The sequence below is a fragment of the Slackia heliotrinireducens DSM 20476 genome, from assembly GCF_000023885.1.
Lineage (GTDB): Bacteria > Actinomycetota > Coriobacteriia > Coriobacteriales > Eggerthellaceae > Slackia > Slackia heliotrinireducens.
Window position 1 is genome coordinate 852092 of record NC_013165.1, and the last position, 22784, is coordinate 874875.

Genomic DNA, 22784 nt, shown 5'->3' on the forward strand with positions numbered 1-22784 from the left:
GAAACCTCCGTAATCAGCGGAGTCTATTGCATGTCAAGAAAAGGCGTTTATTGTCGACGGCGTTTCGTTTTACTTAGCGCCCAACAGACGGTGCCGCCTTCTCGCATATAGCTTGCAGCGCATCCAAAAACGCCTGGGCGGCAGGGGACAGCGGCCGGTTCTTGCGCCACACGATGGCGCTTTCGTCGACGATCGGCGGGTCCAGCGGGATGCAGTCGATGGCCTGGCCGTAATAGCGCTCTGCCAGCTCTTGGTAGCCGATAACGCAGGTTGAGCCGTATTCGGCCAGGTCAACGACCGTCATGCCCAGGTTGAAGTTCACAATGGAGTGCAGCTGGGGATACTGGTCGCCGGCCCAGTTTCTCATAACGTCGCTTTCGAGCAGCTGTTTCGACACCACAAGGTCTTCGCCTGCCAGGTCGCTCGGCGTTACTTTCTCGAGCCCGAACAGGCGGCTTTGCGGCCCCACGAGCGCGGCGATTGTGTCTTGGCCAGGCAAGGGCAGTGCAAGATAGCGTCCGCGTTGACGTGCGCCGCACTCCTGCATGAAGTCGATGGATCCCTGGTTGAGCTTTTCCACCAAGGAATGGGTGTCGCCCGACACCAGATTGAATGTGACGCCGCGATGCCGTTCTCGCACATTGCTCATGGCCTGGAACAGATACTGCATGGAATTCGAGTCGCCGTGCCCGATATATACCGTGCCGGTAACGTGCTCGTCTGAGTGAGCGATGGCGGTGCGTGCGCGGTCTTCGAGTTCTACGATGGAGGTTGCGTAGTCGTACAGGATTTGGCCATCCACCGTGAGCTTGATGATGCCCTCCTCGCGTATGTACAGCTGTTTCCCCAAATCGTCTTCGAGCGCGGACATTTGGCGCGACAGCGTGGGCTGTGATATGTGCAGCCGCTTGGCGGCCCTCGTCATGCTCTTCTCGTCAGACAAGGCAACGAAGTTGCGCAACACGTCGGTCCTCATGGTTCCTCCTATGCAATTAGTGCATGAAACTTCATACATCATTACATAATTGTACTTGGTTTCGACGCTCTGTACAATTCGCGACATAAGCCGCACGTTCCAGTGCGCAGGAAAAAGGGGAGGAGAAAACCTATGGAGGAATTCGCCAACAAGGGCATTTCGCGTCGTGCGTTCGTCGGAGCGGGAGCGTTTGCTGCGGCTGCGGCGGCCATGGTGGCCGGCTGCTCGCCTGAGAATTCGCTTGAGCAGACCGAGGACACCGCGCCGCGGAACTACCGCGTAGATGCCGAATTTGACGAGAGCCAGGACGGCCAGTGGCTGCCCGTGAGCTGCTGGACCAGCTGCGGCGGCCGTTGCCTGCTGAAGGCGTACGTGGTCGACGGCATGCCCATGCGCATCAAGACCGACGATACGCATGAGGACAGCTTCGAGAACTTCCAGAACCGCGCGTGCCCCCGCGGCCGAGCCCAGCGCATGCACGCTTTCGGCGCCGACCGCATCAAGTACCCCATGAAGCGCAGCGGTTGGCAGCCTGGCGGCGGCGAGAACAGCAACGGCCAGATGCGCGGCAAGGACACGTGGGAACGTATTTCCTGGGATGAGGCGTTCGACCTGATCGCCACCGAGGTGAAGCGCATCATCGACGAGCACGGCCCTCTGGCCATCAACTATGCAGGCATTCCGTTCTACAACTGCGCCGTGGCACAGACCCTGCTGCCCGCGCTCGGCGGCTACACCTGGCATCTCGGATTCACGTCCTATGGCTCCTGGACAGCCACGCCTGACCAGATCGGCATCGACAACACGGCGGGCGAACCTGGCACCATGGGTACGAACGACCGTCTGAGCATGCTTAAGAGCGACCTGATCGTGCTGCATGGCAACAACCCTGTGCACGCGGCCGCCGGTTCACCTTCGCTGCACCTGATGCGCGCCCACGAGGCAGGCATCCCGTTCGTGTTCATCGGTCCTGACTACAACCCAACTGCCGCCATGGTTGAAGCAAAGTGGATTCCCGTGCGCCCGACCACGGACGCCGCGTTCCTTTCGGCAGTCATCTACGAGATGATCAAACTGGACGAGGAGCGGGGCGACGTTGTGGACTGGGACTTCCTGTACAGCCACACGGTCGGTTTCGACGATGACCACATGCCTGCCGACGCCACGCTGAACGAGAACGTGCACGGCTACGTGATGGGTGAATACGACGGCACCCCCAAGACCGCCGAATGGGCGGCCGAGATCTGCGGCTGCACTGCTGAGGACATCCGCTGGTACGCCGAACAGGTGGGACGCAAGAACAAGGTTTCCATGTACTACGCGTACTCCATCGCCCGCAACAACCAGGCCGCCACGCTGCCGCAGTTGGCGCTGACCCTGGCCTGCATGGGCGCGCATGTGGGCGCCGACGGCCAGCAGTTCGGCCCGACCTATCACTATTTCGCGCACAACTGCGGCCCCAACCTGGTACAGCCCGGCGAGATGCGTCAGGGCGACGTGCCCGAGCAGGCGCAGAACTCCGTGTTCGGCGCGTTCGACCTGGGCTATCGCGCGGCCAGCAGCTGGAAGGCCATGGCGGAAGGCCACGGACCGGACGGCTGGACCGGCGAGGACGTTTCGAAGGACATTCGCATGATCTGGTGCGAGTCCGGCGGATACCTGACCAGCCAGCCCGATGTGAACAACGGCATCAAGGCGTTCCGTGCCATGGACTTCGTGCTGACGCAGGCCATCAACTTCAAGCCCGAGGCGCAGTTCTCCGACATCGTGCTGCCCGCCTCCACGCCGTGGGAGTACGGCTACGATCAGCTGGCATTCCAGCAGTACAAGCAGTTCAACCGCGAGTCGTTCTTCTTCCCGACGGCCTTCACCGAGCCGCTCTTCGAAAGCAAGCCTGATGTGGAAATTGCCTATGAACTGGCGAAACGCCTGGGTCTTGACGCCGACAAGATGTGGCCTTACGACGAGGAGCAGCGCCAGTTCGACCGCATCCTGAACGCCACCGTGCTGGACGCCGACGGCGTGACCTATAAGCCGCTTGTCACCATCACGCAGGAACGCTGCGACGAGCTGGGATTCGACGGCCATGCGCAGGAAGGCGTCATCGACTACGACGAGCTGCGCGCGGCGGGCGTGTACCGCGTCGAGCGCACTGAGGGCGACAACTACGGATACATCGCCTACAAGGACTTCGTGGACGACCCCGAGGGTCATCCGCTGAACACCGTGAGCGGCAAGTGGGAGCTGTACTGCCAGTCCGCCAAGGACGCCGTGGACGCGCTGGGCTGCCCCGACAAGATCAAACCTTACGGCTGCGTGACCGAAAGCGCCGGCGGCTACCAGGGGCTTTCCGAGGAATTCCCGTTGTTGGTGTACCAGCCCCACTACCTGCGCCGCGCGCACACCACGCACGACAACGTGGGCTGGCTGCGCCAGGCGTTCAAGAACCCGGTGTATATGAACGCTCAGGATGCTGCCGAGCGCGGCATCGAGCAGGGCGACATCGTCGAGGTCTCCAGCGAAACGGGCAAGATGATCCGCATCGCGTCGGTGCTTGAGACCTTGATGCCAGGCGTTGTGGGCATTCCCCATGGAAGCTGGCCCGAGATGAACGAAGAGAACGGCGTGGACGAGAACGGCTCCGAGAACACCATCACCATAAACGTGCAGAACGTCGGCTCGTACAACTCGTACCACTCCACCGTGGTGCAGGTGCGCAAGTACGAGGACCAGGACGTGCCGCAGGCCGAGATGCGCCCGCTGCGCATGCCTGAAGGCATCGAGGAATAGAGGGGGAGTAAGCCATGACCTTGGGATTCTATTTCAACATGAAACGTTGCACGGGATGCCGTGCTTGCCAGGTGGCCTGTCAGGATCGCAACGACCTGGCTGTGGGGCTTGCCGCTCGCAAGGTGGAAAGCTACGTGGCCGGAACCTACCCCAACGCCATGCCGTACCACTTTTCGGCTGGATGCAACCACTGCGAGAACCCGGCCTGCGTGGCGAACTGCCCCACGGGCGCGTGCCAGAAGGCTGAAGATGGCACCGTGTTCCGCGATGAGGAAGTGTGCATCGGCTGCGGCAGCTGCGCGAACTCCTGCCCATATGGCCATCCCATGATCGACGACGAGGCCAAGAAGGCCATCCGCTGCGATTCCTGCCGCATCTTCCGCGAGAACGGACAGAACCCGGTATGCGTGGACGCGTGTCAATACCGTGCACTGGACTTCGGCGACCTGGATGAGCTGCGCGCGAAGTACACCGACCAGGAGCTGGTAAACGAGCTTCCCATCCTGCCGTCGGCCGCCGAGACCAGCCCGTCGCTTTTGGTGAACCCGAAGGATGCCGCCTTGAACGACGATTTCAAGATGTGGATCATGTAGCCGAACGGCACGAGGGAATCTGAGGAACACGACGATGAAGAACCTGCAAGAAAGCCTGGCCGAAACGCTGGCCGCACGCTATTACCTGTATTCCACGGCGCAGGCGCTGCTGGGAAACGAGCCGACGGAAGTGTTGCTGAATGCGGCCGACCCGGAGCTTGTCGAAGGCGCGCTCGAGGCGTGTGGCGTGGACGGTGCGATCGAACTTGCAGGTTCTTTTGCTGCGGCACTCGAGGGCGTGCAGGGTGAAGACGGCCTGCTCGGGCTTTCCGCCCAGTACACGCGCCTGTTTGTAGGGCCGGGGAAGCTGGCGTGTCCGCCGTGGGAGAGCGTGTACCGCTCGAACAGCCGGGCGTTGTTCCAGCGCAGTACCCTGGACGTACGCAACGCATACCGCGAACAGGGCTTGCTGCCGCAGATGTACCCGCGCGTGGCTGATGACCATATTGCCCTTGAGCTGGGATTTCTTGCACAGCTGGCAAAGCGCGCCATGGATGCGCATCAGGCGGAAGATACGAATGCGTGCAAGGCCGCGCTTGAGGCGTCAGCACGTTTCGCGTCCGAGCACCTGAATGTGTGGCTGGTCGGTTACGCCTCCGACCTGCAAAAGGAGGCTCCAGATAGCCTATATGCAGCAGTCGCGCGCATCGCTCAGGTTTTCTGCGCCCGCGATGTGCTCCTTACCGGTGAGGCGGCTGTCTCGCTGCCGTAGCTCATTTCTTCCGTACAGTCTCTGCAACGAGCGTTCTCCCATGCATTGGCATTGAGGGCGCTCGTTTATTCATATGACACATCAGTCTGCGTGAAGCTAATCGAGGGGGTTCACGCAGTCGAACGGAGAAGCGGCGGACATTGCGAACGCATGGGCCAGAGCCTGCGGCTCCGTTCTCATACCGTCACAAGCCCATTCCGTCGTGAGAAACGCCGCTCCCGCAGTGAACAAACGAACCTGCAGGATCTCGTCGTCGTTGAGCGAAACTCCCGTTTTTCGGGGGATGAGGTCGATGCAGTACTGTGCAATGCTGCGGTTGCCGTAGCCGTAGGCCGAGTTGTAATCCTGCGACCGAAACGACTTCGTGAAGAAATCGCGCCGCGACCTCGGGTTTTCGAAATAGTCGTAGAACGTAGTACGGCCCTTTGCAAAGGTCGGTCACCTTGATGCGATCGATGGCCGACGATTTCATCATGCGCTCCAGCGCATCAACAATGCGCATCCTTGTTTCGATTTGCCGCTGCATGGTCCCCTCCGTTTCGACCGCTTGCGGTATCGCCTGAAGATGCTCAGTATACGATACGGGCTGCGTCTCAGACCCGAACAGATTGTCAATCTGTTCGGGTTCCGAACATGTGCTATGGGGTGTTCGGAACCCGAACACCCTCAGGGTTGTGCACGTGGAATCCCAGTTCAGAGCCTTGTAGATTGTCCTTGTTAGCCAGAAGACATCACAACCTGCTAGGAGGGAATCATGAAATCCAACATGAATCGCCACACCTGGTGGCAGATTTTCGACGCCAACTACTACAGCGACTGCGAACGCTTCCAGGCGGCCCGTTGCAGCCGCGTGGCAGCTCCCGAAGAGGGTCAGGCTCCTATGAACTCCTACCTGGATGGCACGAGCCCGCTGAACGCCGAGTACCTGCAGGGCCAGCTTGACGGCGTCATCTCCAGCGGAGCCGCAGTGCAGGCCGATTCCATCGACGAGCTTGCCGAGCTGATGGGCGTGCCGGCAGATGCGCTGGTCGAGACCGTCGCTCGTTACAACGAGCTCTGGGACGCGCAGGAAGACGCCGATTTCGGCAAGAAGGCGTTCTGTCTTTCTGCCATTGCCCAGCCTCCGTATACCGCGGTTCATCTGGCCGGATGGCTGCTGTGCACGCTCGGCGGCGTGACGGTGAACACCTCGCTGCAGCCGTTGCGCGAAGACGGCACGGCCATCGAGGGCGTCTACGTGGTGGGCAACGACCAGGGCGGCTTTTACGGCACCGTGTATCCCGAGACCTTCGGCGGCCTGAACAACGGCAAGGGCATGACGTTCGGCTATCTGGTTGGCAAAGCCTTGGCTGAAGCGTAAAACGGGCTTTCCACGAGTGTCACATGTTGCGAAGTCGTACAATGGACGCTGGGATTTCCGTCGCAAAAGGAGGAATCATGGGCGTCACGCGGCATGCCGATATCGCCATCATCGGTGCGGGACCGGCCGGCATCTTCACGGCTCTGGGGCTTTTGGGGCACAACTCATCTGCCAGCATTGTCATCGTGGAGAAGGGCCTTCCCATCGAGCGTCGCCACTGCCCGAAGCTAAAAGTGGGGCATTGCGTGGGCTGCGAGCCCTGCCGCATCACCACGGGCTTTTCAGGTGCGGGCGCTTTCTCCGACGGCAAGCTGTCTTTGTCCCATGAGGTGGGCGGCGACCTGCCGCAGCTCATCGGTGCGGACCTGGCCCAGCAGACCATCGACCGGGTGGACAAGGTGTACCTGTCCTTCGGCGCCGACGAACATGTGGAAGGCCTCGGCAACGAGATCGAGGTCCGCGACATCCGGCGGCGCGCCATCCAGGCGGGCCTGCAGCTGGTGGACTGCCCCATCCGGCATCTGGGCACCGAGAAGGCGCAGGAAATCTACGCGCTCATCGAGGACTACCTGATCGAAAGCGGCGTGGAAATCCTTTTCGAGAGCGAATGCGTCGACGTCATTGTGGAGAACGGAACGTGCGTCGGGGTGGAGGTGCGTTTCGACGGCGAGGATGCGACCATCATGGCCGAGCGCGTGGTGGTGGCCACGGGCCGTCGCGGCGCCGACTGGTTGGAGAAGCTGTGCACGCGCCACGGCATAGGCCACGCTCCGGGCCCTGTTGACGTGGGCGTGCGCGTGGAACTTCGCAACGAGGTGATGGAGCGCGTGAACGACGTGCTCTACGAAAGCAAGCTCATCGGCTACCCGAACCCGTTTCGCAACAAGGTCCGCACGTTCTGCCAGAACCCCGGCGGGTTCGTCAGTCAGGAGAACTACGACGGCGGCCTGGCGGTGGTGAACGGGCATTCCTACAAGCAGCACAAATCGCCCAACACCAACCTGGCCATCCTGTGCTCGCACAACTTCCGCGAGCCCTTCAACCAGCCCATCGAGTACGCCCAGAAGATTGGCGAGCTGGTGAACATGCTGGGCGCGGGGCACATCCTGGTCCAGCGGTTCGGCGACATCCTGGACGGCAAGCGCACCTGGCCCGAAGAGCTGGCGCGCTCCAACGTGCGCCCCACGCTGCCCGACGCGGTGGCGGGCGACATCACCAGCGCCCTGCCGTACCGCACCATGACCTCGATCATCGCGTTCATGCAGGCCGTCGACAAGGCGATTCCCGGGTTCGCGTCCCACGAGACGCTGCTGTACGCCCCCGAGCTCAAGTTCTACAGCAACCGCGTGTCCATGGACGAGAGGTTCACCACCAACGTGGAGAACTTGTTCTGCCTGGGCGATTCCAGCGGTTGGACACGCGGCCTCATGATGGCCAGCGTCATGGGCTTCCTCATGGGCGAGCGTTTGGCGACCGAAGAGTAGGCGGTCCCGACGGCGTTCTATTCGGCGACGGTCAGGCGTTCCTGATACCCCACCTGCACGCGGGCGGGATGACATTCCTGCGCAAGCATCTGCGAAAACGCGGTGCGGGGCATGGCGTAGTCGTTGTTGTTCTGGGAGATATGCATGGCCACGACCTGTTCCAGCCCGTTGTGCAGAAGATCCGCTAGTTCGCTTGCACCCTGGTCGTTGGACAGATGCCCCCGCTCGCCCAGGATGCGCTGCTTGAGCACGTAGGGGTAGGGCCCGTTTTCCAGCATGCGCACGTCGTGGTTTCCCTCCAGCGCCAGGATGCGGCAGCCCTGCAGGCAATCGTGGGCCTGGGGCGTCACGATGCCCGTGTCGGTCATGAATCCCAGCACGTCGCCGTCCGCTTCGAACCGGAATCCGAAGGACGCGACGGCGTCGTGGGAGGTGGCGAAGGGAACGACGCGCATGCCGCCAATGTCCAGCGAATCCAACGCCTCGAAGTGGGCCACGTCCGCATCCACTGACTCGATGGCGGCGGGGATGTCGCGGCTGGCGTTCAGGTTTTTTCGGTTCACATACACGCTTGGGTGGGCGTCCAGCGAGCGCAGGCCGCGCAGCACCACACCCAGCCCTTTGGTGTGGTCCGAATGCTCGTGGGTGATGAGCACCGTGGATATGCGGGCAGGGTCGAATCCCGATTCGGTGCAACGGGACATGAAGGCCTTCTTGGAGATGCCGCAGTCGATAAGGACGGCCTGGCCGGTAGCCAGATTCTCGACCACCGATGCGTTGCCCTTGCTGCCGCTGGCAAGCACGTGGAGCTTCAGCATGGTTACGCCTCCTTTTCGACGCCGATGCGGGCGGCCATCCATTCGGCCATGCGGCGTTGCGCGCGTTTCGCCTCGGGCAGCATGCCCAGTACGGCCCAGCAGTGGCACAGGCCTTCGCCGCGGGTCACGTCGAGTTCGACGCCTGCCGCTTGGATGCGTTCGACCAGCTTGTCGTCGTGGGGGCAGAACAGCTCGTGGGTTCCGTAGAAGAGCATCATGGGCGGAAAACCTTCGAAATCCACGCCGCTGGGGCAGTAGTCGCCGCTGGAGAGGTCCATATCGCGCCCCCATACCGTGGCGATGTAGTCGTTCATGGCCACGCTGAGGTAGGGGTCGTCGGTTTCGGCCTTGAGCCGGATGTCGCGGTCTTCGCCGTCGGCAAGCCCCGTGGCAGGCGAAATCGCTATGACGCCTGCGGGCACGCCGAAGCCGATGGCAACCTGGTGTGCCGTGTGGGCTATGGCCACGTTGGCGCCTGAGCTGTCGCCGCCGAAGAAGATGCGCTCCGCTGGGTAGTCATCGGTCAAACGCTCCTGCACCACGTCCAGCCACCGGCGGGCCTCCAGGGCGTTGTGTTCGGGCGCCAGCGGGTAAAAGGCCAGGTAGACATCGAAACCCGTGAGCTTCGCCACATGTTCCACCATGTCGAAATGGACTTGCAGCGGCCCCATGGTGCCGCCGCCTCCCGCCAGGTACACCAGCGCCGCCTGCGGTTCGACGCCCGTCTGCGTGCGCACGCGCACGACGGGGCGACCCTCCACCATAAGGCGCCGGCAATCGTACTTGTTGTAGAAGCTTTCGGGCACGTCGTTGACGGTGGGCGGGTCTTTGACCAGGTTCAGCATGACGGCCTTCAGACCGCCGCGGGTAACGCGGTTTATCAGGTTGAGCAGCGTTTCGGCTGCCTTGTATTGCACGCTCACGAAGGATCCTTTCTGCGGGCGACGGGCGCCCTGGTGTTTGGTGTGATTGTAACCTCTTAGGCAACTGAATCGGCTTGGCATCCATGTATAATGGCGGACATGCCAGGAATGCTCTACATATGTGCCACGCCCATCGGCAACTTAGGCGACATCACGCTGCGGACGCTGGACGCGTTGCGTTCGGCCGACGTCGTGTGCGCCGAGGACACCCGCGTCACGGGCAAGCTGCTGGCCCATTTTGAAATAGAGAAGCGGCTGGAGCGGCTGGACGAAGCCACCATAACCGAGCAGGCGGAAGCGGTTATCGACCGCATCGCCGCAGGTCAAACCGTGGCATTCTGCTCCGACGCCGGCATGCCGGGCGTGTCCGACCCAGGTGCCCGACTGATTGCGGCGGCCCAGGCGAAGGGTGTGCCCTATACGGTTCTGCCAGGGGCATCGGCTGCGACGACCGCCTATGTGGCCAGCGGTTTTGTGAACCCCAAGTTCTATTTCGCAGGGTTCTTCCCGCGCAAGGCGGGGCAGCGCACCGAAGCTTTGGAGGCGCTGCTGAACTTCGACGCCACCGTGGTGTTCTACGAGAGCCCGCACCGTCTGGTGTCGGCGCTTGCGGCCATTGCGGATACGCTGCCCACCCGCGAAGTGGCGGTCTGCCGCGAGCTCACCAAGATCCACGAGGAAGTGGCCAGGGGCATGGCGGGCGAGGTGGCCGCACGGTTCGCCGAACGCGAGGCCGCGTCGCCTATCAAGGGCGAAATCGCCATCGTCATCGGTCCGCCGACGCAAGACGAAGCGCAGGCGGCCCAAGTCACGACGGAGGATGCGGCGCTTGCGCGGGCGCGTGAGCTGCTGGCATCAGGAGGCATGACCAAAAAGGATGTCATGCGCGCGCTGTGCAAGGAGTTCAATCTGAGCCGCAACGACGCATACGAACTGGTTCATCAGGCGTAACGACGCGGACCCGTTCCGCAGAAGGAGACTTTCGTGGCCGAACTCACGCTCTACAAATTCGATACCTGTCCGTTCTGCCGCAAAGTGATGGCGTACATCGACGAGGCGTGGCCGAAGGACAAACCCATTGCCTACAGGGACGTCCGCCGCGAAGCCGACGCGTACGACGAGCTGCTGCGCATCGGCGGCATGACCCAGGTCCCGTGCCTGGTGATCGACGGCGTGCCCCTGTACGAATCCGACGACATCGTGGCGTGGCTTGCCGCCCACAAGGACGAGTAGCCCGGGCTTCGGCCGCTGTCGTTCTTACTCTGTATATAACCTAGTTCCTAGGAGGAAACCCATGAACGATTTCATCTTCTGCTCCCCGACGCAATTCGTCTTCGGACATGGCGCCAACGACAAGATCGGCGAGATGCTCGCTCAGCGCGAAGGCTTCAAGCGTGCGCTTCTGGTCTACGGCCAGGGCTCCGTCGTGCGCACGGGCACGCTGGACCGCGTCAAGAAGTCTCTGGACGCAGCCGGCATCGAGTATGTCGAGTTCGGCGGCGTGCGTCCGAACCCCGAGGTCAACGACGTGCGCAAGGGTATCGAGGCCGTGCGTGAGAACGACATCGACTTCATCCTGCCTGTTGGCGGCGGCAGCACCATCGACTGCGCCAAGGCTATCGGCTTCGGCGCGCTGCACAACGGCGACGTGTGGGACTTCTTCAGCGGCAAGGCCGCAGTCGAGCGCTGCATGCCCATCGTCGCGGTGCTGACCATCCCTGCCGCGGGTTCCGAGGCCTCCAGCTCCTGCGTCATCAGCAACGACGAACTTGGCCTGAAGAAGGGCACCAACGGCGACGCCTTCCGTCCCGTCATGGCTTTCATGGATCCTGAGGTTACCTTCACGCTGCCTGCGTACCAGACGGCGGCCGGCGTGACCGATATGATCGCCCATATCTGCGAGCGCTTCTTCAGCGGCGTAGGCGATGTGCCCGTCACCGATAACATGGCATGCGACGTCATTCGCGCCCTTATGGATGCGGCGCCCCAGGTTCTGGAGAACCCCGAGGACTACGACGCCCGCGCAGCCATCATGTGGGCTTCCACCTTGGCTCACAACGACGTGCTTGGCCTGGGCCGTTCCACCAATCCTGCGTCCCGCGCCGGCGGTTGGGAAAGCCACGCGCTCGAGCACGAGCTTTCCGCCTTCGACCCCAAAATCACCCACGGCGCCGCCCTTGCGGTCATCATGCCCGCCTGGATGCGCTACGTGTGGCGTGAAGATCCGAGCCGCTTCTTGCTGTTCGGCATGAATGTCTTCGGCATCGAGCCCATCGACGACACGGATGAGGCCGTCGAAGATGCGGTTACGGTCATCATCGACGAGCTGCAGGGATTCTTCGCCAGCATGGGCATGCCCACCAAGTTGGGCGATTTCGGCCTGAAGCCCGAAAACATCGATGCGTTCCTGAAGACTCTGGAGGCCAACAAGGGCTCCGTGTTCGGCGGCTTCAAGAAGCTCACCATGGACGATGCCCGCGCCATCTATGAAAGCGCGTTTTAATCCGTGGCGCGACGCAGCGGCATAGCGGCGAAAACCAAACGCACCACCTTGATCGTCGACGGCGTCGACGTTCAGGTGGTGCGTCGCTTTGGCCAGAAGAGCGCCCGTCTGAAGGTGAAACCGCCCGACGGGCATCTGGAAGTGACCGGTCCCTTCGCCATGACAGACCGGGAGATCAGCACCTTCGTGCAAAGCCACTGGGATTGGATCGCCCGGCAGAAGCTTCAAACCATTGCCATGGAGGAGGCCAAAGGCGGCACGCCCACCCAGGCCGAGCTGGATGCATGGCGGGAATGCGTCAAGGCCTTCGTGCCGCCCTTGATTGACAAATGGGCGCCGGTCATGGGCGTGCGTCCCGGCAAGGTGACCTACCGCAACATGGTCAGCCGATGGGGCAGCTGCAACGTGAAGTCCGGCCACATCACCATCAACATACAGCTGGCCGCGCAGCCGCCTGATTGTCTGGAATACGTGGTGGTCCACGAGCTGTGCCACCTGCTGGAGCCCAGTCACAACGCCCGGTTCCACGCGCTCATGACGCAGTTTCTGCCCACTTGGAAGCAAAGCGAGCGCAAGCTCAGGGGCGCCATCCGCCGTTAGAAGAGGTTTTTCACATGGCTGTCATCAACACCGATCCATCCAAATTCGCCAGCACGTCCGCCGAGGACGTCGCGTCGTACCGCGGACAGCTCACCAACCGCATGCGGTTCGGGGCCATTCTGGCCGTGACCGTGCTGGGCGTTGCCGCCATCGTTGCGCCTCCCATCCTTATCCCGTGCCTGTTCATCATGGTGGGCTTGGTTGTTTACGAACGCCTCAGCATCAAACGAAACTGGACCGACGTCATGCGGATCCTGACCCAGGATTGCGACCCGCAGAAGCTTCGCCAGGTCATGCTCGCGCTGCTCGAAACCACCGAAAAGGATACAGAACGGGCGCGACTGAAGCTGCACGCGGCCGAGTGCCTGTCGCTTCTGGGTGACACCGACGGCGCTTTCGACGAGGCTCAGGAAATTGACTTCATGTACGTGCACATGCCGGAGCAGATTTCCAAATTGAAGGTATGGACCGATGCGGCCGGAGCGCGGGGCGATGCGGAGCTGCTGAGCCAGGAGCGGGGCCTTATCGTGGCCATGCGGCCCGCTGCCAAAAAGGACGAACTGCCGCAGATCGAGTACGCCCTGGCCGAGGCCGACGCCGTTGCGGCCCTCATGGCCGGCGACGGCGCTGCTGCGAAGGCCCAGGCCGACGCCATGGTATCCAGGTCTTCCACTCCCTACGACTATTTGAGGGCGCAAGCCGTTCAGGCGAAAGCTTCGGCTCTTTTGGGAGACGAGGCCGCAGCGGCAGAGGCGTTAAGGTACATTGTGGAGCATGGCGGAACTTGCGCCATGGTGGAAGAAGCACGTACCCGGCTGAAACGCTTGGGCATTTAGAAGGATGACATCATGACTAACATCGATTACACGCCGTCCATGTTCGCGAACATGACCGCGGCCGAAGTGTGGGACCATCGCCGTAAGCTTCTTCTATACGGGCGTCTGATCGCCGTCGTGGTCGTTGCCCTGCTAGGCATTGCGGCCAACATGCTCGAGGATTTCTTCGTTTCAGGCCTACTGCTCATCATGCTGACGGTGGTGGTTTTCTATGTCGTTCTGGCTCGGGACTGGCAGCGCATACTGATGATCATCACCCAGGATTGCGACCCCCGGAAATTCGCCGAGTTCTATATCAAATTCCTGCGGTCCGAGGTGGGCGCCCAGCGCAAGCCGAATAACTGCCTGGGGTATGCGCAGGCTTGCGCGCTGGCGGGCTTGACCGACATCGCCCGCGAGTGGGTCGCGAAGGTCGACCCCGCGAAGTTCAACAAGCAGCAGAGGCTTGTTCACACCAACGTCATGGCCAACGTCGCCGTGGTCGACCATGACGAGGAGCTGCTTTCGGAAATGACTGACAGGGCACGCAAGACGCTGGGCTTGAACCAAACCGGCAAATACGCCGGGGTCGCGACGTCGATGGCCTCCTACACCTCGTTCTACAAGGCTTTGTTCGACGGCGATTCCGAAACCGCCGAACAGCAGCTGGACGTGTTCGATACCGCGCTTGTCAATCCTCAGCAGGTGCTGTCTTCAAACGTGATGCATGCGCGCCTCGAACTGCTCCGCGGCGACGAGGACGCGGCCCGTCCGTACCTGGACTACATCGCCGAGCATAACGTGAGCTGTCATCTTCCCGACGACCTGCGTGCCTTGATGGACTAGATTCTTGCGATTCCAACGAGCGCCCCGACGGGGCGCTTTCTTGTTGCGTGCAGGCCACACATGGCGGATGCAAAACAGTGTTTGTGCCTGTGAATTCGACGAAAACACGCCGTGTAGCCCCAGGCTGCGATATACTACGATGGTTTGAAACTATTCGCAGGCGCGGGCATCATTCGCCCTCGCCACGAGCGCGTGCGGCGGCATCATTCGCGGTCCACGCAAAGGAGAAAAAATGTCCAAACCCATGTATTCCTTCACCACGCCTATCTACTACGTGAACGCGGCTCCGCATCTGGGCACGGCCTACACGACCATCGCGGCCGACACGGTGGCTCGCTATCAGCGCATGAACGGCTACGATGTGGCGTTCGTGACCGGCCTTGACGAGCACGGTCAGAAGATCGCCGAAACCGCCGAGAAGAACGGCACCACGCCCCAGGCATGGTGCGACTCCATGGTCCCCGCCTTCGACGAGGCCTGGGATATGCTCGACATCACCTACACCGATTTCGTGCGCACCAGTTCCGATCGCCAGACCCGTACCGTCCAGAAGTTCTGGAACGACATCTACGAGAAGGGCTACCTGTACAAGAGCGCCTATGAGGGCTGGTACTGCGTCCATGAGGAAACCTACTACGCCGAAAGCGATCTGGAGAAGAACGAAGACGGCGAGTTCATCTGCCCCGACTGCAAGCGCCCGGTGCGCCATATGGCCTCCGGCGAGGAGAACTGGTTCTTCAAGCTGTCCGAGTTCCAGGAGCCGCTGCTGAAGTTTTACGAGGAGCATCCTGACTTCATCCGCCCCGAGACCCGCAGAAACGAGGTCGTCACCTTCGTGAAGAGCGGCCTGCAGGACCTGTCTATCAGCCGTTCCACCTTCGACTGGGGCATCCCGCTGCCCTTCGACGAGGGCCATGTCTGCTACGTATGGGCCGACGCCCTGCTGGCGTACCTCACGGGCATCGGCTATGCCGACCCTGAGCGCGAAGGCGAGTTCGAGGCCCGCTGGCCCATGCAGTACCACTTCGTGGGAAAGGACATCACCCGTTTCCACTGCGTCATCTGGCCGGCCATGCTGATGGCCGCCGGCCTGCCCGTGACGGGCACCGTCTTCGGCCACGGCTTTTTGCTGGTGGGCGGCGAGAAGATGTCCAAGTCCAAGGGCAACGGCATCAAGCCTGCCGACCTGGTGAAAGTGTACGGCTCCGACGCCTATCGCTACTACTTCATGTCCGACGTGCGCTTCGGCCATGACGGCAACATCTCCATCGAGCGCATGACTCAGGTCTACAACGCCGATTTGGCCAACACCTGGGGCAACCTGTGCAGCCGCGTGTTCAACATGGTGGGCAAGTACTTCGACGGCAAGGTGCCTGAAGTGCCCGCCGAGCTGAAGGATGCCGAAAACCCGCTGCGCACCATCGCCGAGGGCCTGTATGCCAAGGTCGATCCCTGCATGGCCGAGGTCAACTTCACCGACGCCGTCGCTGCCATCCAGGAGCTTGCCGGCGCTGCGAACCTCTACGTCGAGCAGAGCGCACCCTGGAACCTGGCCAAGTCCGAAGAGACCAAGGGCGAGCTGGCCGCCGTGCTGTACAACGCGCTTGAGGCCTGCCGCATCATGGCGCTCTTCTTCGCGCCGTTCATGCCGCGCACGTCCGCCGAGGTGTTCCGTCGCCTGGGTCTGGACGACATCACGGCCGTGGACGACATCGAAGCCGCTTCCGCTTGGGGCCAGCTGCCTGCCGGCAACCCGGTGGAGAAGGGCGATCCGCTGTTCCCGCGCCTGAACGTCGGCGACATCCAGCTGTAGGATTTGCATGTCCTATCAGGCTCAACCAATAGATTTCGAAAGCCCCGCCGGTCATCTGATGTTTCGCGACGCGCTCTTCTACAAGAAGCGCCGCCACGATTTCAGGCTGGTGGGGTCTCCGACGCCCGTGTTGGAGGTTCCCATCGCGGACTCCCACGCGCACCTGCAGATGATTTCCGACCCCGCGCTGTCGTTGGCGCGCTGTGCCGTGCATCGGGTGGATTTCGTCGTCACGGTGGCGGACCCCAGCGAGCGGCCGGAAGAAACGTATGACGGGCTGGATACGTGGCGCGCCGAAGCGCTGCGTATCCTCCCTGAGGTGTTCAAAGCCACCCGCAGCCACCTGCAAAACCTTCCAACCGGCGCCGTAGCGCCTGACGAGGGCGGGGCGCCTGGGGATGAGGCTCTGTCGTTCCGCTGCCCGTGCACCACGCAGGTACCCGAGGTGCGCATCGCCTGCGGTCTGCACCCCCACAACGCCAAAGAATGGTCGCCCGATCTGGAGCAGCGGCTTCGCTCGCTGCTGGCCGACCCCCGCACGTCGGTGTTGGGCGAGGTGGGGCTGGACTACCATTACGATTTGTCGCCCCGTGATCAGCAGCGCGACGTGTTCCGCCGTCAGGTGGCGCTGGCCCATGAATGCGGTCTGCCGCTTATGCTGCACATCCGAGACGCCCATGACGATGCCTTCCAGATTCTGGAAGAGGAGGGCTGGCCTACGGCGGGTGTGGAACTGCATTGCTGCAGCATCGGCGCCGAGGAGCTTAAGCCCTGGTTGGATCGGGGCGCCTATGCGGCGTTCGGCGGCGCTATCACGTTCAAGAGTTCGGACGCCATCCGCACTTCTGCGGTGGCGACGCCTGAGGACCGCCTGCTGTTGGAAACGGATTCTCCGTACATGACGCCGGTGCCGTTCCGCGGTCAGGAATGCGGGCCGGAGCACACGGTGTTCACGGCGGCGCATCTGGCGCAGCTTCGTGGCTGCGAGCCCGGCGAGGGTCGCGCTGCGTTGCTGGCCGCCACGTACCGCACCACCCGGGAGCTGTTCGACCGCACGCCGACGGGCTGGCAGCAGAGCAACTTCGCAGGTTAACGGCCGGGTTCGGCGGAAGGGGAGACCATGAGCGACAGGGCTATGATCGTCGTCGGATCGCCTCGTGCGAACGGCGTGTCGGCGCGCTATGCTGAGCTGCTGCGCAAGCATATCGGGCAGCGGTTCGGGGAGATAGCCACGTGGAAGGTGTCCGACAATCCCGTGGCTGGATGCATCGGTTGCGGCGCCTGCAGAAAAACCTACTCATGCGTCATCCATGATGATGCCGCTGCGGAATTCATCGACCTGCTCTGGACGGTCGACGAGGTCCATGTGGTGTGCCCCGTGTACTTCTCGGGTCCTCCGTCCCAGTTCAAAGCCCTGATGGACCGTTTGCAGCCCGTGTGGGAATACCGCTGCGGCCCCAACGCGAAACGCCATACGCCTGCAGGTCCTTTATACCTGCACGTCATAGGCATGGGCGGTGACCCGCATGGCTTTGATCCTTTGGTCACCACCGTGAAATCAGCCTTCGGCGCCGCCGGTTGGCACCTTCGCGAAGTCATCGACCAGGTGGGCTGGGGCCAGGATGGAAATTCCGACGAGATGCTTCCGACGCTGCCGGGAGACGCAGATGGAGACGGACAAGGAGACGACCGTGACTGAGTTCTCGCCATTGGCCAAGCCGTCTGTCACGCGGACGGTGCTGCAGCGCCACGGCCTTGCCACCAAGAAAGCTTTAGGCCAGAACTTCCTGGTCAGCGACGCGATCATCGGCAAGATCTGCGAGCTGTCCGAGGTGTGCGGCCAAGACGACGTGTTGGAAGTGGGGCCCGGCATCGGCACGCTGACGGTGGCGTTGCTGCCCCGTGCAAACCGCGTTCTCTCGGTGGAGCGCGACCGCGACCTGCCCGCAGTGCTCGCTGAGACCTGCGGTGCTTTCGATAACTTCACGCTGCTGCAAAAGGATGCTCTTGACCTGCGGGAAGAGGACTTCGCATGCGTGCCTGGCGATCCGTTCGCGCCGAACAAATTCGTGGCAAACCTGCCGTATGCAGTGGCCGCCACGTTGGTGCTGGACTATTTCCAGAAAATCGAAAGCATCCAGAGCGCGACGGTCATGGTCCAAAGCGAAGTGGCCGACCGCATGTCCGCCAAGCCGGCGACAAAGGAGTACGGCGCCTACACCGTCAAACTGCAGCTTATCGCGAAACCGACAGGCCGCTTCCAGGTGTCGCCGAACAACTTCTTTCCGCCGCCGCACGTCACCTCGTCGGTCATCCGGCTGGACCGCCGCGACGACTTGGGCGTTACGCCTGACGAAGCCGCTGCGGCAAGCATGATGGCGGATGCGGCCTTCACCCAGCGCCGCAAGACGGTGGCCAATTCCATGAAGCAGTACTTCTCTCGTCCGCAAAGCCCTATCGACGCGACGGATGTTCCGAAGATGATGCAATCGGCTGGCATCGACGCCCGCAGACGCGGCGAGACCCTTGGTCTCGAAGAGTTTATTGAACTGGGCAGATGCCTTCTTCGTATGTGCAAATGATGGTGGCAAAGTAACAATTCGGCATGGGCCGTGGGGTGCTTCGGAATTTTCTTGAGGTCTTGACAGCGCGTGGTAGAATATCGCCTTGCACTGTTGTCAATTCGCGATTAGAGGAAGCTAACACATGGAACTTGAGAAGCAGGTTCATATTGTAGATGATATTCGTTCGGAACTCACCTCTCGCACCAATACGCGTCTGAAGGTTCGCGCGAATATGGGTCGTTCCAAGATTATCGAGTGTGAAGGCACCTTGATGCAGACCCACCCTGCGTTGTTCATCCTTGAAGTCGACCGTAAGCGTGGCCGCACTGCCCGTCAGTCCTATCAGTACGTCGATGTGCTGACTGGCATGGTCGAGCTGTACGACCCGAAGTCCGGAGAGCCTCTGTTCATCCTCGAGACCGAGGAGAAGGAAGACGGCATTTTCGGAGTCGGCCTCGATGGAGAGGATGACGAGGAATAAGTCATCTGCACCGCATGCACGTCCAAGGGCCCCGCTTCGGCGGGGTTCTTTCTATATATAGAGGGGCGGGTTCAGGCCTGTGTGTGTGTGCGGCGCGTACGGCGCGGGTTCCCGAATCGAATCATAAATAATGCACCTGTCTGGGGCAGAAAAGGTGCAGCTTTCGACAAGCCTCCTGATAAGAGGCGAGAAGGCGTTGGCCGCACATTGGTCACAAAAGCATACAGCCAGTTCAGCCCCATAAAATATGGGACATTGCGGACGCCGACCGTCCCTTTTCGGGCGGCGCGCTGTGATATAGTGAACACGGTTAGCGAAACAGATCAATCCGCATCGTGTGTCTGCGTAAACGCGATGCGGGACAGGACGCTAGCCATTCTGCTTTCGCATTTCGCGAGCCTTTTCTGCATCATGAAGAAACACAAAGGCGCCTTTTGCATTCCTGTGAACCGAGACGCGCAAATATCTGCTGGTAAACGTTTTGCGCGCGGCGTTCGGTTGGAAATCGGGTGCCGACAATCCCGTAGAAAGGGAAACACAATGGATTGGAAAACCAAAGAAATCGTTACCGTCGCGATGGTCGGTGCAGTCATCGGCGTGCTGTTTACGTTAATGGACTTCGCATACATGCCGCTGTCCGCCGTGCTCGGCGTCGTGTTCATGGAGATCACGTTCGGTTTCTACATGCTGTCCCCGCTCGTCCCCATGTACATTGTCCGTAAGCCCGGCGCGGCCGTTTTCGGAGCCCTGGTTGCCGCTCTTGTGAACATCCTTCTGGGCAGCCCCTACGGCATCCAGCTCATTCTTGCGAACCTGCTCGAAGGCATCGCCGTTGAAATCGGATTCTTCGTTGTTACCAAGTACAAGGGCACGCTTGCGAACTTTGCTGTAAGCGGCATCCTGGGCGCGCTTTTCGTATTTGCACGCGACTTTATCGTCTTTTACGCCATGGCGTTCCAGTCGTTCATGGTTCCGCTGCTGATCGTCCGAATTCTGAGCGCCATCTTCATCGGCTACCTGCTCACCAAGCTTATTGTCATGGCTCTGAACAAGACCGGCGTCACCAAGAGCTTCGCCTGTGCCCAGGAATAGAGCCGAACATACCGCGAATACACCTGTCGTCCGACTTGACCAGGTTACGTTCACCCATACGGGCGCCCCGGCGCCCGTATGGGCTCATGTCAGCTGCGCTTTTCCCGAAGGCGGCATTCATGTGATAGCGGGGCCGTCCGGGTGCGGCAAAAGCACGTTGCTCCAGGTCATCAACGGGTTGATTCCCCATATCAACGAGGGCGAGCTTACAGGTCGGGTGCTGTTCCGCGGCAAAGACGTCACCGATGTAGATGCCCGCTATCGCTGCGCGCATATCGGCTATGTGATGCAGGATCCCGAAGGCCAGTTCTGCACGTTCACCGTGGAAGAGGAGCTTGCCTTCGGCATGGAGAACCTGGGCATCGACCCCGCCGAAATCGCGTACAGGAGTGAACGGGTGCTGGCCGAAATGGGTATGGAAGACCTGATGGACCGAAGCCTGTCGGCGTTGTCCGGCGGGCAGAAGCAGAAGATCGCCATCGCGTCGGTTCTGGCCATGGAGCCCGACGTGCTGCTGCTCGACGAGCCTACTGCGAACTTGGACCCCGTCAGCAGGAACGATGTTCTTGAGCTGGTGGTTTCCTCCGCGCGCCGCTCAGGCATGACGGTCATCATGGTCGAGCACAACCTTTCCGACATAATCGACGCCATCGACACGTTTACCGTCATGGACGCACAGGGGAACGTCGTCGTTCAGGGCAGCCGTAGCGATGTGATCGGCCGGTTGGAGGACCCGGATTGTTCGGAGCTTCGAGGCTACCTTCCTGGTTCGTTGTGGGGGCCTCAGGCCATCGAGTCGGTCTGGCAGGACGACGACCTCACCGTACGCGGAGAACCCGTCCTTCGTGTGAGCGACGTCTCTTTCGCGTACCCCTTGAACAAGGGATTTCGCAAACGCACGTATGGCCCGCCTGTGCTTGATGGTGTCGACTTGACGGTATATCAAGAGGACTTTCTCGCTGTGGTCGGCCAGAACGGCACAGGGAAATCGACCTTGTTCAACGTCATATTCGGGCTCTACGAGCAGCAATCGGGCAGTGTGGAACTCTTCGGGCAGGACACGCGAACCATGCGCAAGAAGGACATGTACCGCACCATGGGGCTCGTGTTCCAGAATCCTGAGCTGCAGTTCATCACGAACCAGGTTGACGACGAGCTCATGGCCAGCCTCAAGGACGAACCCATGTCTGACGGCGAGAAGCACGACCGGGTGAGCGCGATGCTGGAGCGCTACGGCCTTCTCCCGTATGCCGGGCAGAGCCCCTTCGTGCTCAGCCAGGGGCAGAAACGCCGCTTGAGCGTGGCAACGATGCTTCTGACCAGCCAGAAGATGCTCTTTCTCGACGAGCCCACCTATGGGCAGGACACCCAGAACCGCATCGAGCTTATGGACGAGATGCTGCGCCTCAATTCCCAAGGCGTGGCAATCGTCATGATCACGCACGACCTCGAATTGATTCGCCGATACGCCAAACGCGTGGTGTGCCTGGACTCGGGCAAGGTGGTCCTCGACGGCACACCCGCCGATTACGATCGCATGTTGCGCGACGCCGAAACCGACCGAGCTTCTGACCGGCGTATGGAAGGAGGCCGGGTCGACCATGTTTAGCTACATCGACCAAGACTCCTGGCTGCACCGCCGCAACCCGACGATGAAGTTCGTTCTCATGCTGGCCGTCACCGTAGTCATCTGCCTTTCGTACTATCCCATCCTGCCTATATCGACGGTTGTGCTGGTCGTCGCGTTGACATGCATCGGCGGCCGCATTTCGCCAAAGGTGTTTTTGGGCCAGCTGAAAGCGTTCATCTTCATCGCGGCCGTGTTCATGGTTTCCATGACCGTTCTCCGCGGTCTGAGCTATTCGCCCGACACCTTGTACGCCTGGGGACCTTTCACCTGGTCGCGAATGGACCTCATCAACATTCTTACTTTAGGATTCCGCATCATGGCCTTCGTAGCGATGTCGGTTGCTTTCGTGGCCACCACACGACCTCGCGACATCGTGCTCAGCCTTATCGGGCAATGCAAGCTCGACCCGGTGCGGGGCTTCGCCATCATGGCGGCTTACCGCTTCCTTCCTGAGCTGCAAGATCACGTTCAAACCATCCGCCTTGCCCAGCGCATTCGCGGCATCGAGAGCAACGACGGCCTCCTGAATAGGCTTGCTTCGCCGTTCAGGTTGATATTGCCCCTGTTCTGCCTGGCCGCGCGCCGCGGGGATTCCATAGCCTGCGCCATGGAGAGCCGCGGGCTTGGCGGAACGGAGCGCACGTATTGTCATGAGGCTCGCATCGATTCGGGCGACTGGGTGTTTGCGGCAGGTGTGGTGGTTGTATATGCTGCCCTTATAATCGCGCTCGTGTATATGGGCGCATTCCATTTCAGTGTAAATGTTCAAACGTTTGGAAGGTAA

The 22784-nt window shown here is 61.3% G+C and carries 22 protein-coding genes; 19 read left to right on the plus strand and 3 right to left on the minus strand.

The features are described 5' to 3' along the window. Nucleotides 1-73 precede the first annotated feature (73 nt). On the minus strand, nt 74-976 hold the full coding sequence (locus SHEL_RS15060) for a LysR family transcriptional regulator (protein ID WP_012797892.1): 903 nt from the start codon (nt 974-976) through the stop codon (nt 74-76). 132 nt (nt 977-1108) lie between these two features. Here SHEL_RS15060 and SHEL_RS03570 point away from each other — a divergent pair, with 132 nt between their 5' ends. The 5 genes from SHEL_RS03570 to SHEL_RS03590 all read left to right on the plus strand — a co-directional run bounded on the left by SHEL_RS03570 (nt 1109) and on the right by SHEL_RS03590 (nt 7915). Next, nucleotides 1109-3766 carry a molybdopterin-dependent oxidoreductase gene (locus SHEL_RS03570; RefSeq protein WP_012797893.1) on the plus strand — a complete coding sequence of 886 codons (2658 nt, stop codon included), beginning with the start codon at nt 1109-1111 and terminating at the stop codon, nt 3764-3766. Between the two features lie 14 nt (nt 3767-3780). After that, nucleotides 3781-4359: a 4Fe-4S dicluster domain-containing protein gene (locus tag SHEL_RS03575; protein ID WP_012797894.1), complete on the plus strand. Its 579-nt coding sequence runs from the start codon at nt 3781-3783 to the stop codon at nt 4357-4359. A 34-nt stretch (nt 4360-4393) separates the two neighbouring features. After that, complete coding sequence (locus tag SHEL_RS03580; protein WP_012797895.1) at nt 4394-5071, plus strand: TorD/DmsD family molecular chaperone; 678 nt, start codon at nt 4394-4396, stop codon at nt 5069-5071. 754 nt (nt 5072-5825) lie between these two features. After that, the gene (locus SHEL_RS03585; RefSeq protein WP_050749518.1) at nt 5826-6431 is read left to right on the plus strand and encodes an FAD-binding protein; all 606 of its coding nucleotides are present in this window, start codon (nt 5826-5828) and stop codon (nt 6429-6431) included. A 77-nt stretch (nt 6432-6508) separates the two neighbouring features. Beyond that, the gene (locus SHEL_RS03590) at nt 6509-7915 is read left to right on the plus strand and encodes an NAD(P)/FAD-dependent oxidoreductase (protein WP_012797897.1); all 1407 of its coding nucleotides are present in this window, start codon (nt 6509-6511) and stop codon (nt 7913-7915) included. 17 nt (nt 7916-7932) lie between these two features. Here SHEL_RS03590 and SHEL_RS03595 read toward each other — a convergent pair whose 3' ends face one another. Both SHEL_RS03595 and SHEL_RS03600 read right to left on the minus strand, forming a co-directional pair. Further along, the gene (locus SHEL_RS03595) at nt 7933-8733 is read right to left on the minus strand and encodes an MBL fold metallo-hydrolase (protein WP_012797898.1); all 801 of its coding nucleotides are present in this window, start codon (nt 8731-8733) and stop codon (nt 7933-7935) included. A gap of 2 nt (nt 8734-8735) precedes the next feature. Next, the gene (locus SHEL_RS03600; protein ID WP_012797899.1) at nt 8736-9656 is read right to left on the minus strand and encodes an alpha/beta hydrolase; all 921 of its coding nucleotides are present in this window, start codon (nt 9654-9656) and stop codon (nt 8736-8738) included. 99 nt (nt 9657-9755) lie between these two features. Here SHEL_RS03600 and rsmI point away from each other — a divergent pair, with 99 nt between their 5' ends. The 14 genes from rsmI to SHEL_RS03670 all read left to right on the plus strand — a co-directional run bounded on the left by rsmI (nt 9756) and on the right by SHEL_RS03670 (nt 22784). After that, nucleotides 9756-10607: a 16S rRNA (cytidine(1402)-2'-O)-methyltransferase gene (gene rsmI, locus SHEL_RS03605; protein ID WP_041422701.1), complete on the plus strand. Its 852-nt coding sequence runs from the start codon at nt 9756-9758 to the stop codon at nt 10605-10607. 33 nt (nt 10608-10640) lie between these two features. Then, on the plus strand, nt 10641-10889 hold the full coding sequence (locus tag SHEL_RS03610) for a glutaredoxin family protein (RefSeq protein WP_012797901.1): 249 nt from the start codon (nt 10641-10643) through the stop codon (nt 10887-10889). A 61-nt stretch (nt 10890-10950) separates the two neighbouring features. Continuing rightward, complete coding sequence (locus SHEL_RS03615; RefSeq protein ID WP_012797902.1) at nt 10951-12159, plus strand: iron-containing alcohol dehydrogenase; 1209 nt, start codon at nt 10951-10953, stop codon at nt 12157-12159. Nucleotides 12160-12162: 3 nt separating this feature from the next. Then, nucleotides 12163-12759 (plus strand): M48 family metallopeptidase, encoded by a 597-nt coding sequence (locus SHEL_RS03620; RefSeq protein ID WP_012797903.1) that lies wholly within the window; start codon nt 12163-12165, stop codon nt 12757-12759. Between the two features lie 14 nt (nt 12760-12773). After that, on the plus strand, nt 12774-13595 hold the full coding sequence (locus tag SHEL_RS03625; protein WP_012797904.1) for a hypothetical protein: 822 nt from the start codon (nt 12774-12776) through the stop codon (nt 13593-13595). A gap of 12 nt (nt 13596-13607) precedes the next feature. Next, the gene (locus SHEL_RS03630; RefSeq protein WP_012797905.1) at nt 13608-14420 is read left to right on the plus strand and encodes a hypothetical protein; all 813 of its coding nucleotides are present in this window, start codon (nt 13608-13610) and stop codon (nt 14418-14420) included. Nucleotides 14421-14652: 232 nt separating this feature from the next. After that, nucleotides 14653-16233, plus strand: a complete 1581-nt coding sequence (gene metG, locus SHEL_RS03635) for a methionine--tRNA ligase (protein WP_012797906.1) — start codon at nt 14653-14655, stop codon at nt 16231-16233. A gap of 7 nt (nt 16234-16240) precedes the next feature. Further along, nucleotides 16241-17326 (plus strand): TatD family hydrolase, encoded by a 1086-nt coding sequence (locus SHEL_RS03640; RefSeq protein ID WP_174259102.1) that lies wholly within the window; start codon nt 16241-16243, stop codon nt 17324-17326. A gap of 27 nt (nt 17327-17353) precedes the next feature. Continuing rightward, entirely contained in the window at nt 17354-17932 is a 579-nt protein-coding gene (locus SHEL_RS03645; protein WP_012797908.1) for a flavodoxin family protein, read from the plus strand. Beyond that, entirely contained in the window at nt 17925-18815 is an 891-nt protein-coding gene (rsmA, locus tag SHEL_RS03650) for a 16S rRNA (adenine(1518)-N(6)/adenine(1519)-N(6))-dimethyltransferase RsmA (protein ID WP_012797909.1), read from the plus strand. Before SHEL_RS03645 ends, rsmA begins: the two co-directional genes overlap by 8 nt. A 124-nt stretch (nt 18816-18939) precedes the next feature. Then, complete coding sequence (locus tag SHEL_RS03655) at nt 18940-19278, plus strand: Veg family protein (RefSeq protein ID WP_012797910.1); 339 nt, start codon at nt 18940-18942, stop codon at nt 19276-19278. A 540-nt stretch (nt 19279-19818) separates the two neighbouring features. Next, nucleotides 19819-20370: an ECF transporter S component gene (locus SHEL_RS03660; RefSeq protein WP_012797911.1), complete on the plus strand. Its 552-nt coding sequence runs from the start codon at nt 19819-19821 to the stop codon at nt 20368-20370. Next, entirely contained in the window at nt 20357-21979 is a 1623-nt protein-coding gene (locus tag SHEL_RS03665; RefSeq protein ID WP_012797912.1) for an ABC transporter ATP-binding protein, read from the plus strand. Before SHEL_RS03660 ends, SHEL_RS03665 begins: the two co-directional genes overlap by 14 nt. Continuing rightward, nucleotides 21972-22784 (plus strand): energy-coupling factor transporter transmembrane component T family protein, encoded by an 813-nt coding sequence (locus tag SHEL_RS03670; RefSeq protein ID WP_012797913.1) that lies wholly within the window; start codon nt 21972-21974, stop codon nt 22782-22784. The genes SHEL_RS03665 and SHEL_RS03670 overlap by 8 nt, the downstream gene beginning before the upstream one ends.

Excerpts from the sequence above, each read along its gene's own strand:
- SHEL_RS15060 (WP_012797892.1), bottom strand. The coding sequence starts at position 976 with ATGAGGACCGACGTGTTGCGCAACTTCGTTGCCTTGTCTGACGAGAAG.
- SHEL_RS03570 (WP_012797893.1), top strand. The coding sequence starts at position 1,109 with ATGGAGGAATTCGCCAACAAGGGCATTTCGCGTCGTGCGTTCGTCGGA.
- SHEL_RS03575 (WP_012797894.1), top strand. The coding sequence starts at position 3,781 with ATGACCTTGGGATTCTATTTCAACATGAAACGTTGCACGGGATGCCGT.
- SHEL_RS03580 (WP_012797895.1), top strand. The coding sequence starts at position 4,394 with ATGAAGAACCTGCAAGAAAGCCTGGCCGAAACGCTGGCCGCACGCTAT.
- SHEL_RS03585 (WP_050749518.1), top strand. The coding sequence starts at position 5,826 with ATGAAATCCAACATGAATCGCCACACCTGGTGGCAGATTTTCGACGCC.
- SHEL_RS03590 (WP_012797897.1), top strand. The coding sequence starts at position 6,509 with ATGGGCGTCACGCGGCATGCCGATATCGCCATCATCGGTGCGGGACCG.
- SHEL_RS03595 (WP_012797898.1), bottom strand. The coding sequence starts at position 8,733 with ATGCTGAAGCTCCACGTGCTTGCCAGCGGCAGCAAGGGCAACGCATCG.
- rsmI (WP_041422701.1), top strand. The coding sequence starts at position 9,756 with ATGCCAGGAATGCTCTACATATGTGCCACGCCCATCGGCAACTTAGGC.
- SHEL_RS03615 (WP_012797902.1), top strand. The coding sequence starts at position 10,951 with ATGAACGATTTCATCTTCTGCTCCCCGACGCAATTCGTCTTCGGACAT.
- SHEL_RS03625 (WP_012797904.1), top strand. The coding sequence starts at position 12,774 with ATGGCTGTCATCAACACCGATCCATCCAAATTCGCCAGCACGTCCGCC.
- SHEL_RS03630 (WP_012797905.1), top strand. The coding sequence starts at position 13,608 with ATGACTAACATCGATTACACGCCGTCCATGTTCGCGAACATGACCGCG.
- metG (WP_012797906.1), top strand. The coding sequence starts at position 14,653 with ATGTCCAAACCCATGTATTCCTTCACCACGCCTATCTACTACGTGAAC.
- SHEL_RS03640 (WP_174259102.1), top strand. The coding sequence starts at position 16,241 with ATGTCCTATCAGGCTCAACCAATAGATTTCGAAAGCCCCGCCGGTCAT.
- SHEL_RS03645 (WP_012797908.1), top strand. The coding sequence starts at position 17,354 with ATGAGCGACAGGGCTATGATCGTCGTCGGATCGCCTCGTGCGAACGGC.
- SHEL_RS03655 (WP_012797910.1), top strand. The coding sequence starts at position 18,940 with ATGGAACTTGAGAAGCAGGTTCATATTGTAGATGATATTCGTTCGGAA.
- SHEL_RS03660 (WP_012797911.1), top strand. The coding sequence starts at position 19,819 with ATGGATTGGAAAACCAAAGAAATCGTTACCGTCGCGATGGTCGGTGCA.
- SHEL_RS03670 (WP_012797913.1), top strand. The coding sequence starts at position 21,972 with ATGTTTAGCTACATCGACCAAGACTCCTGGCTGCACCGCCGCAACCCG.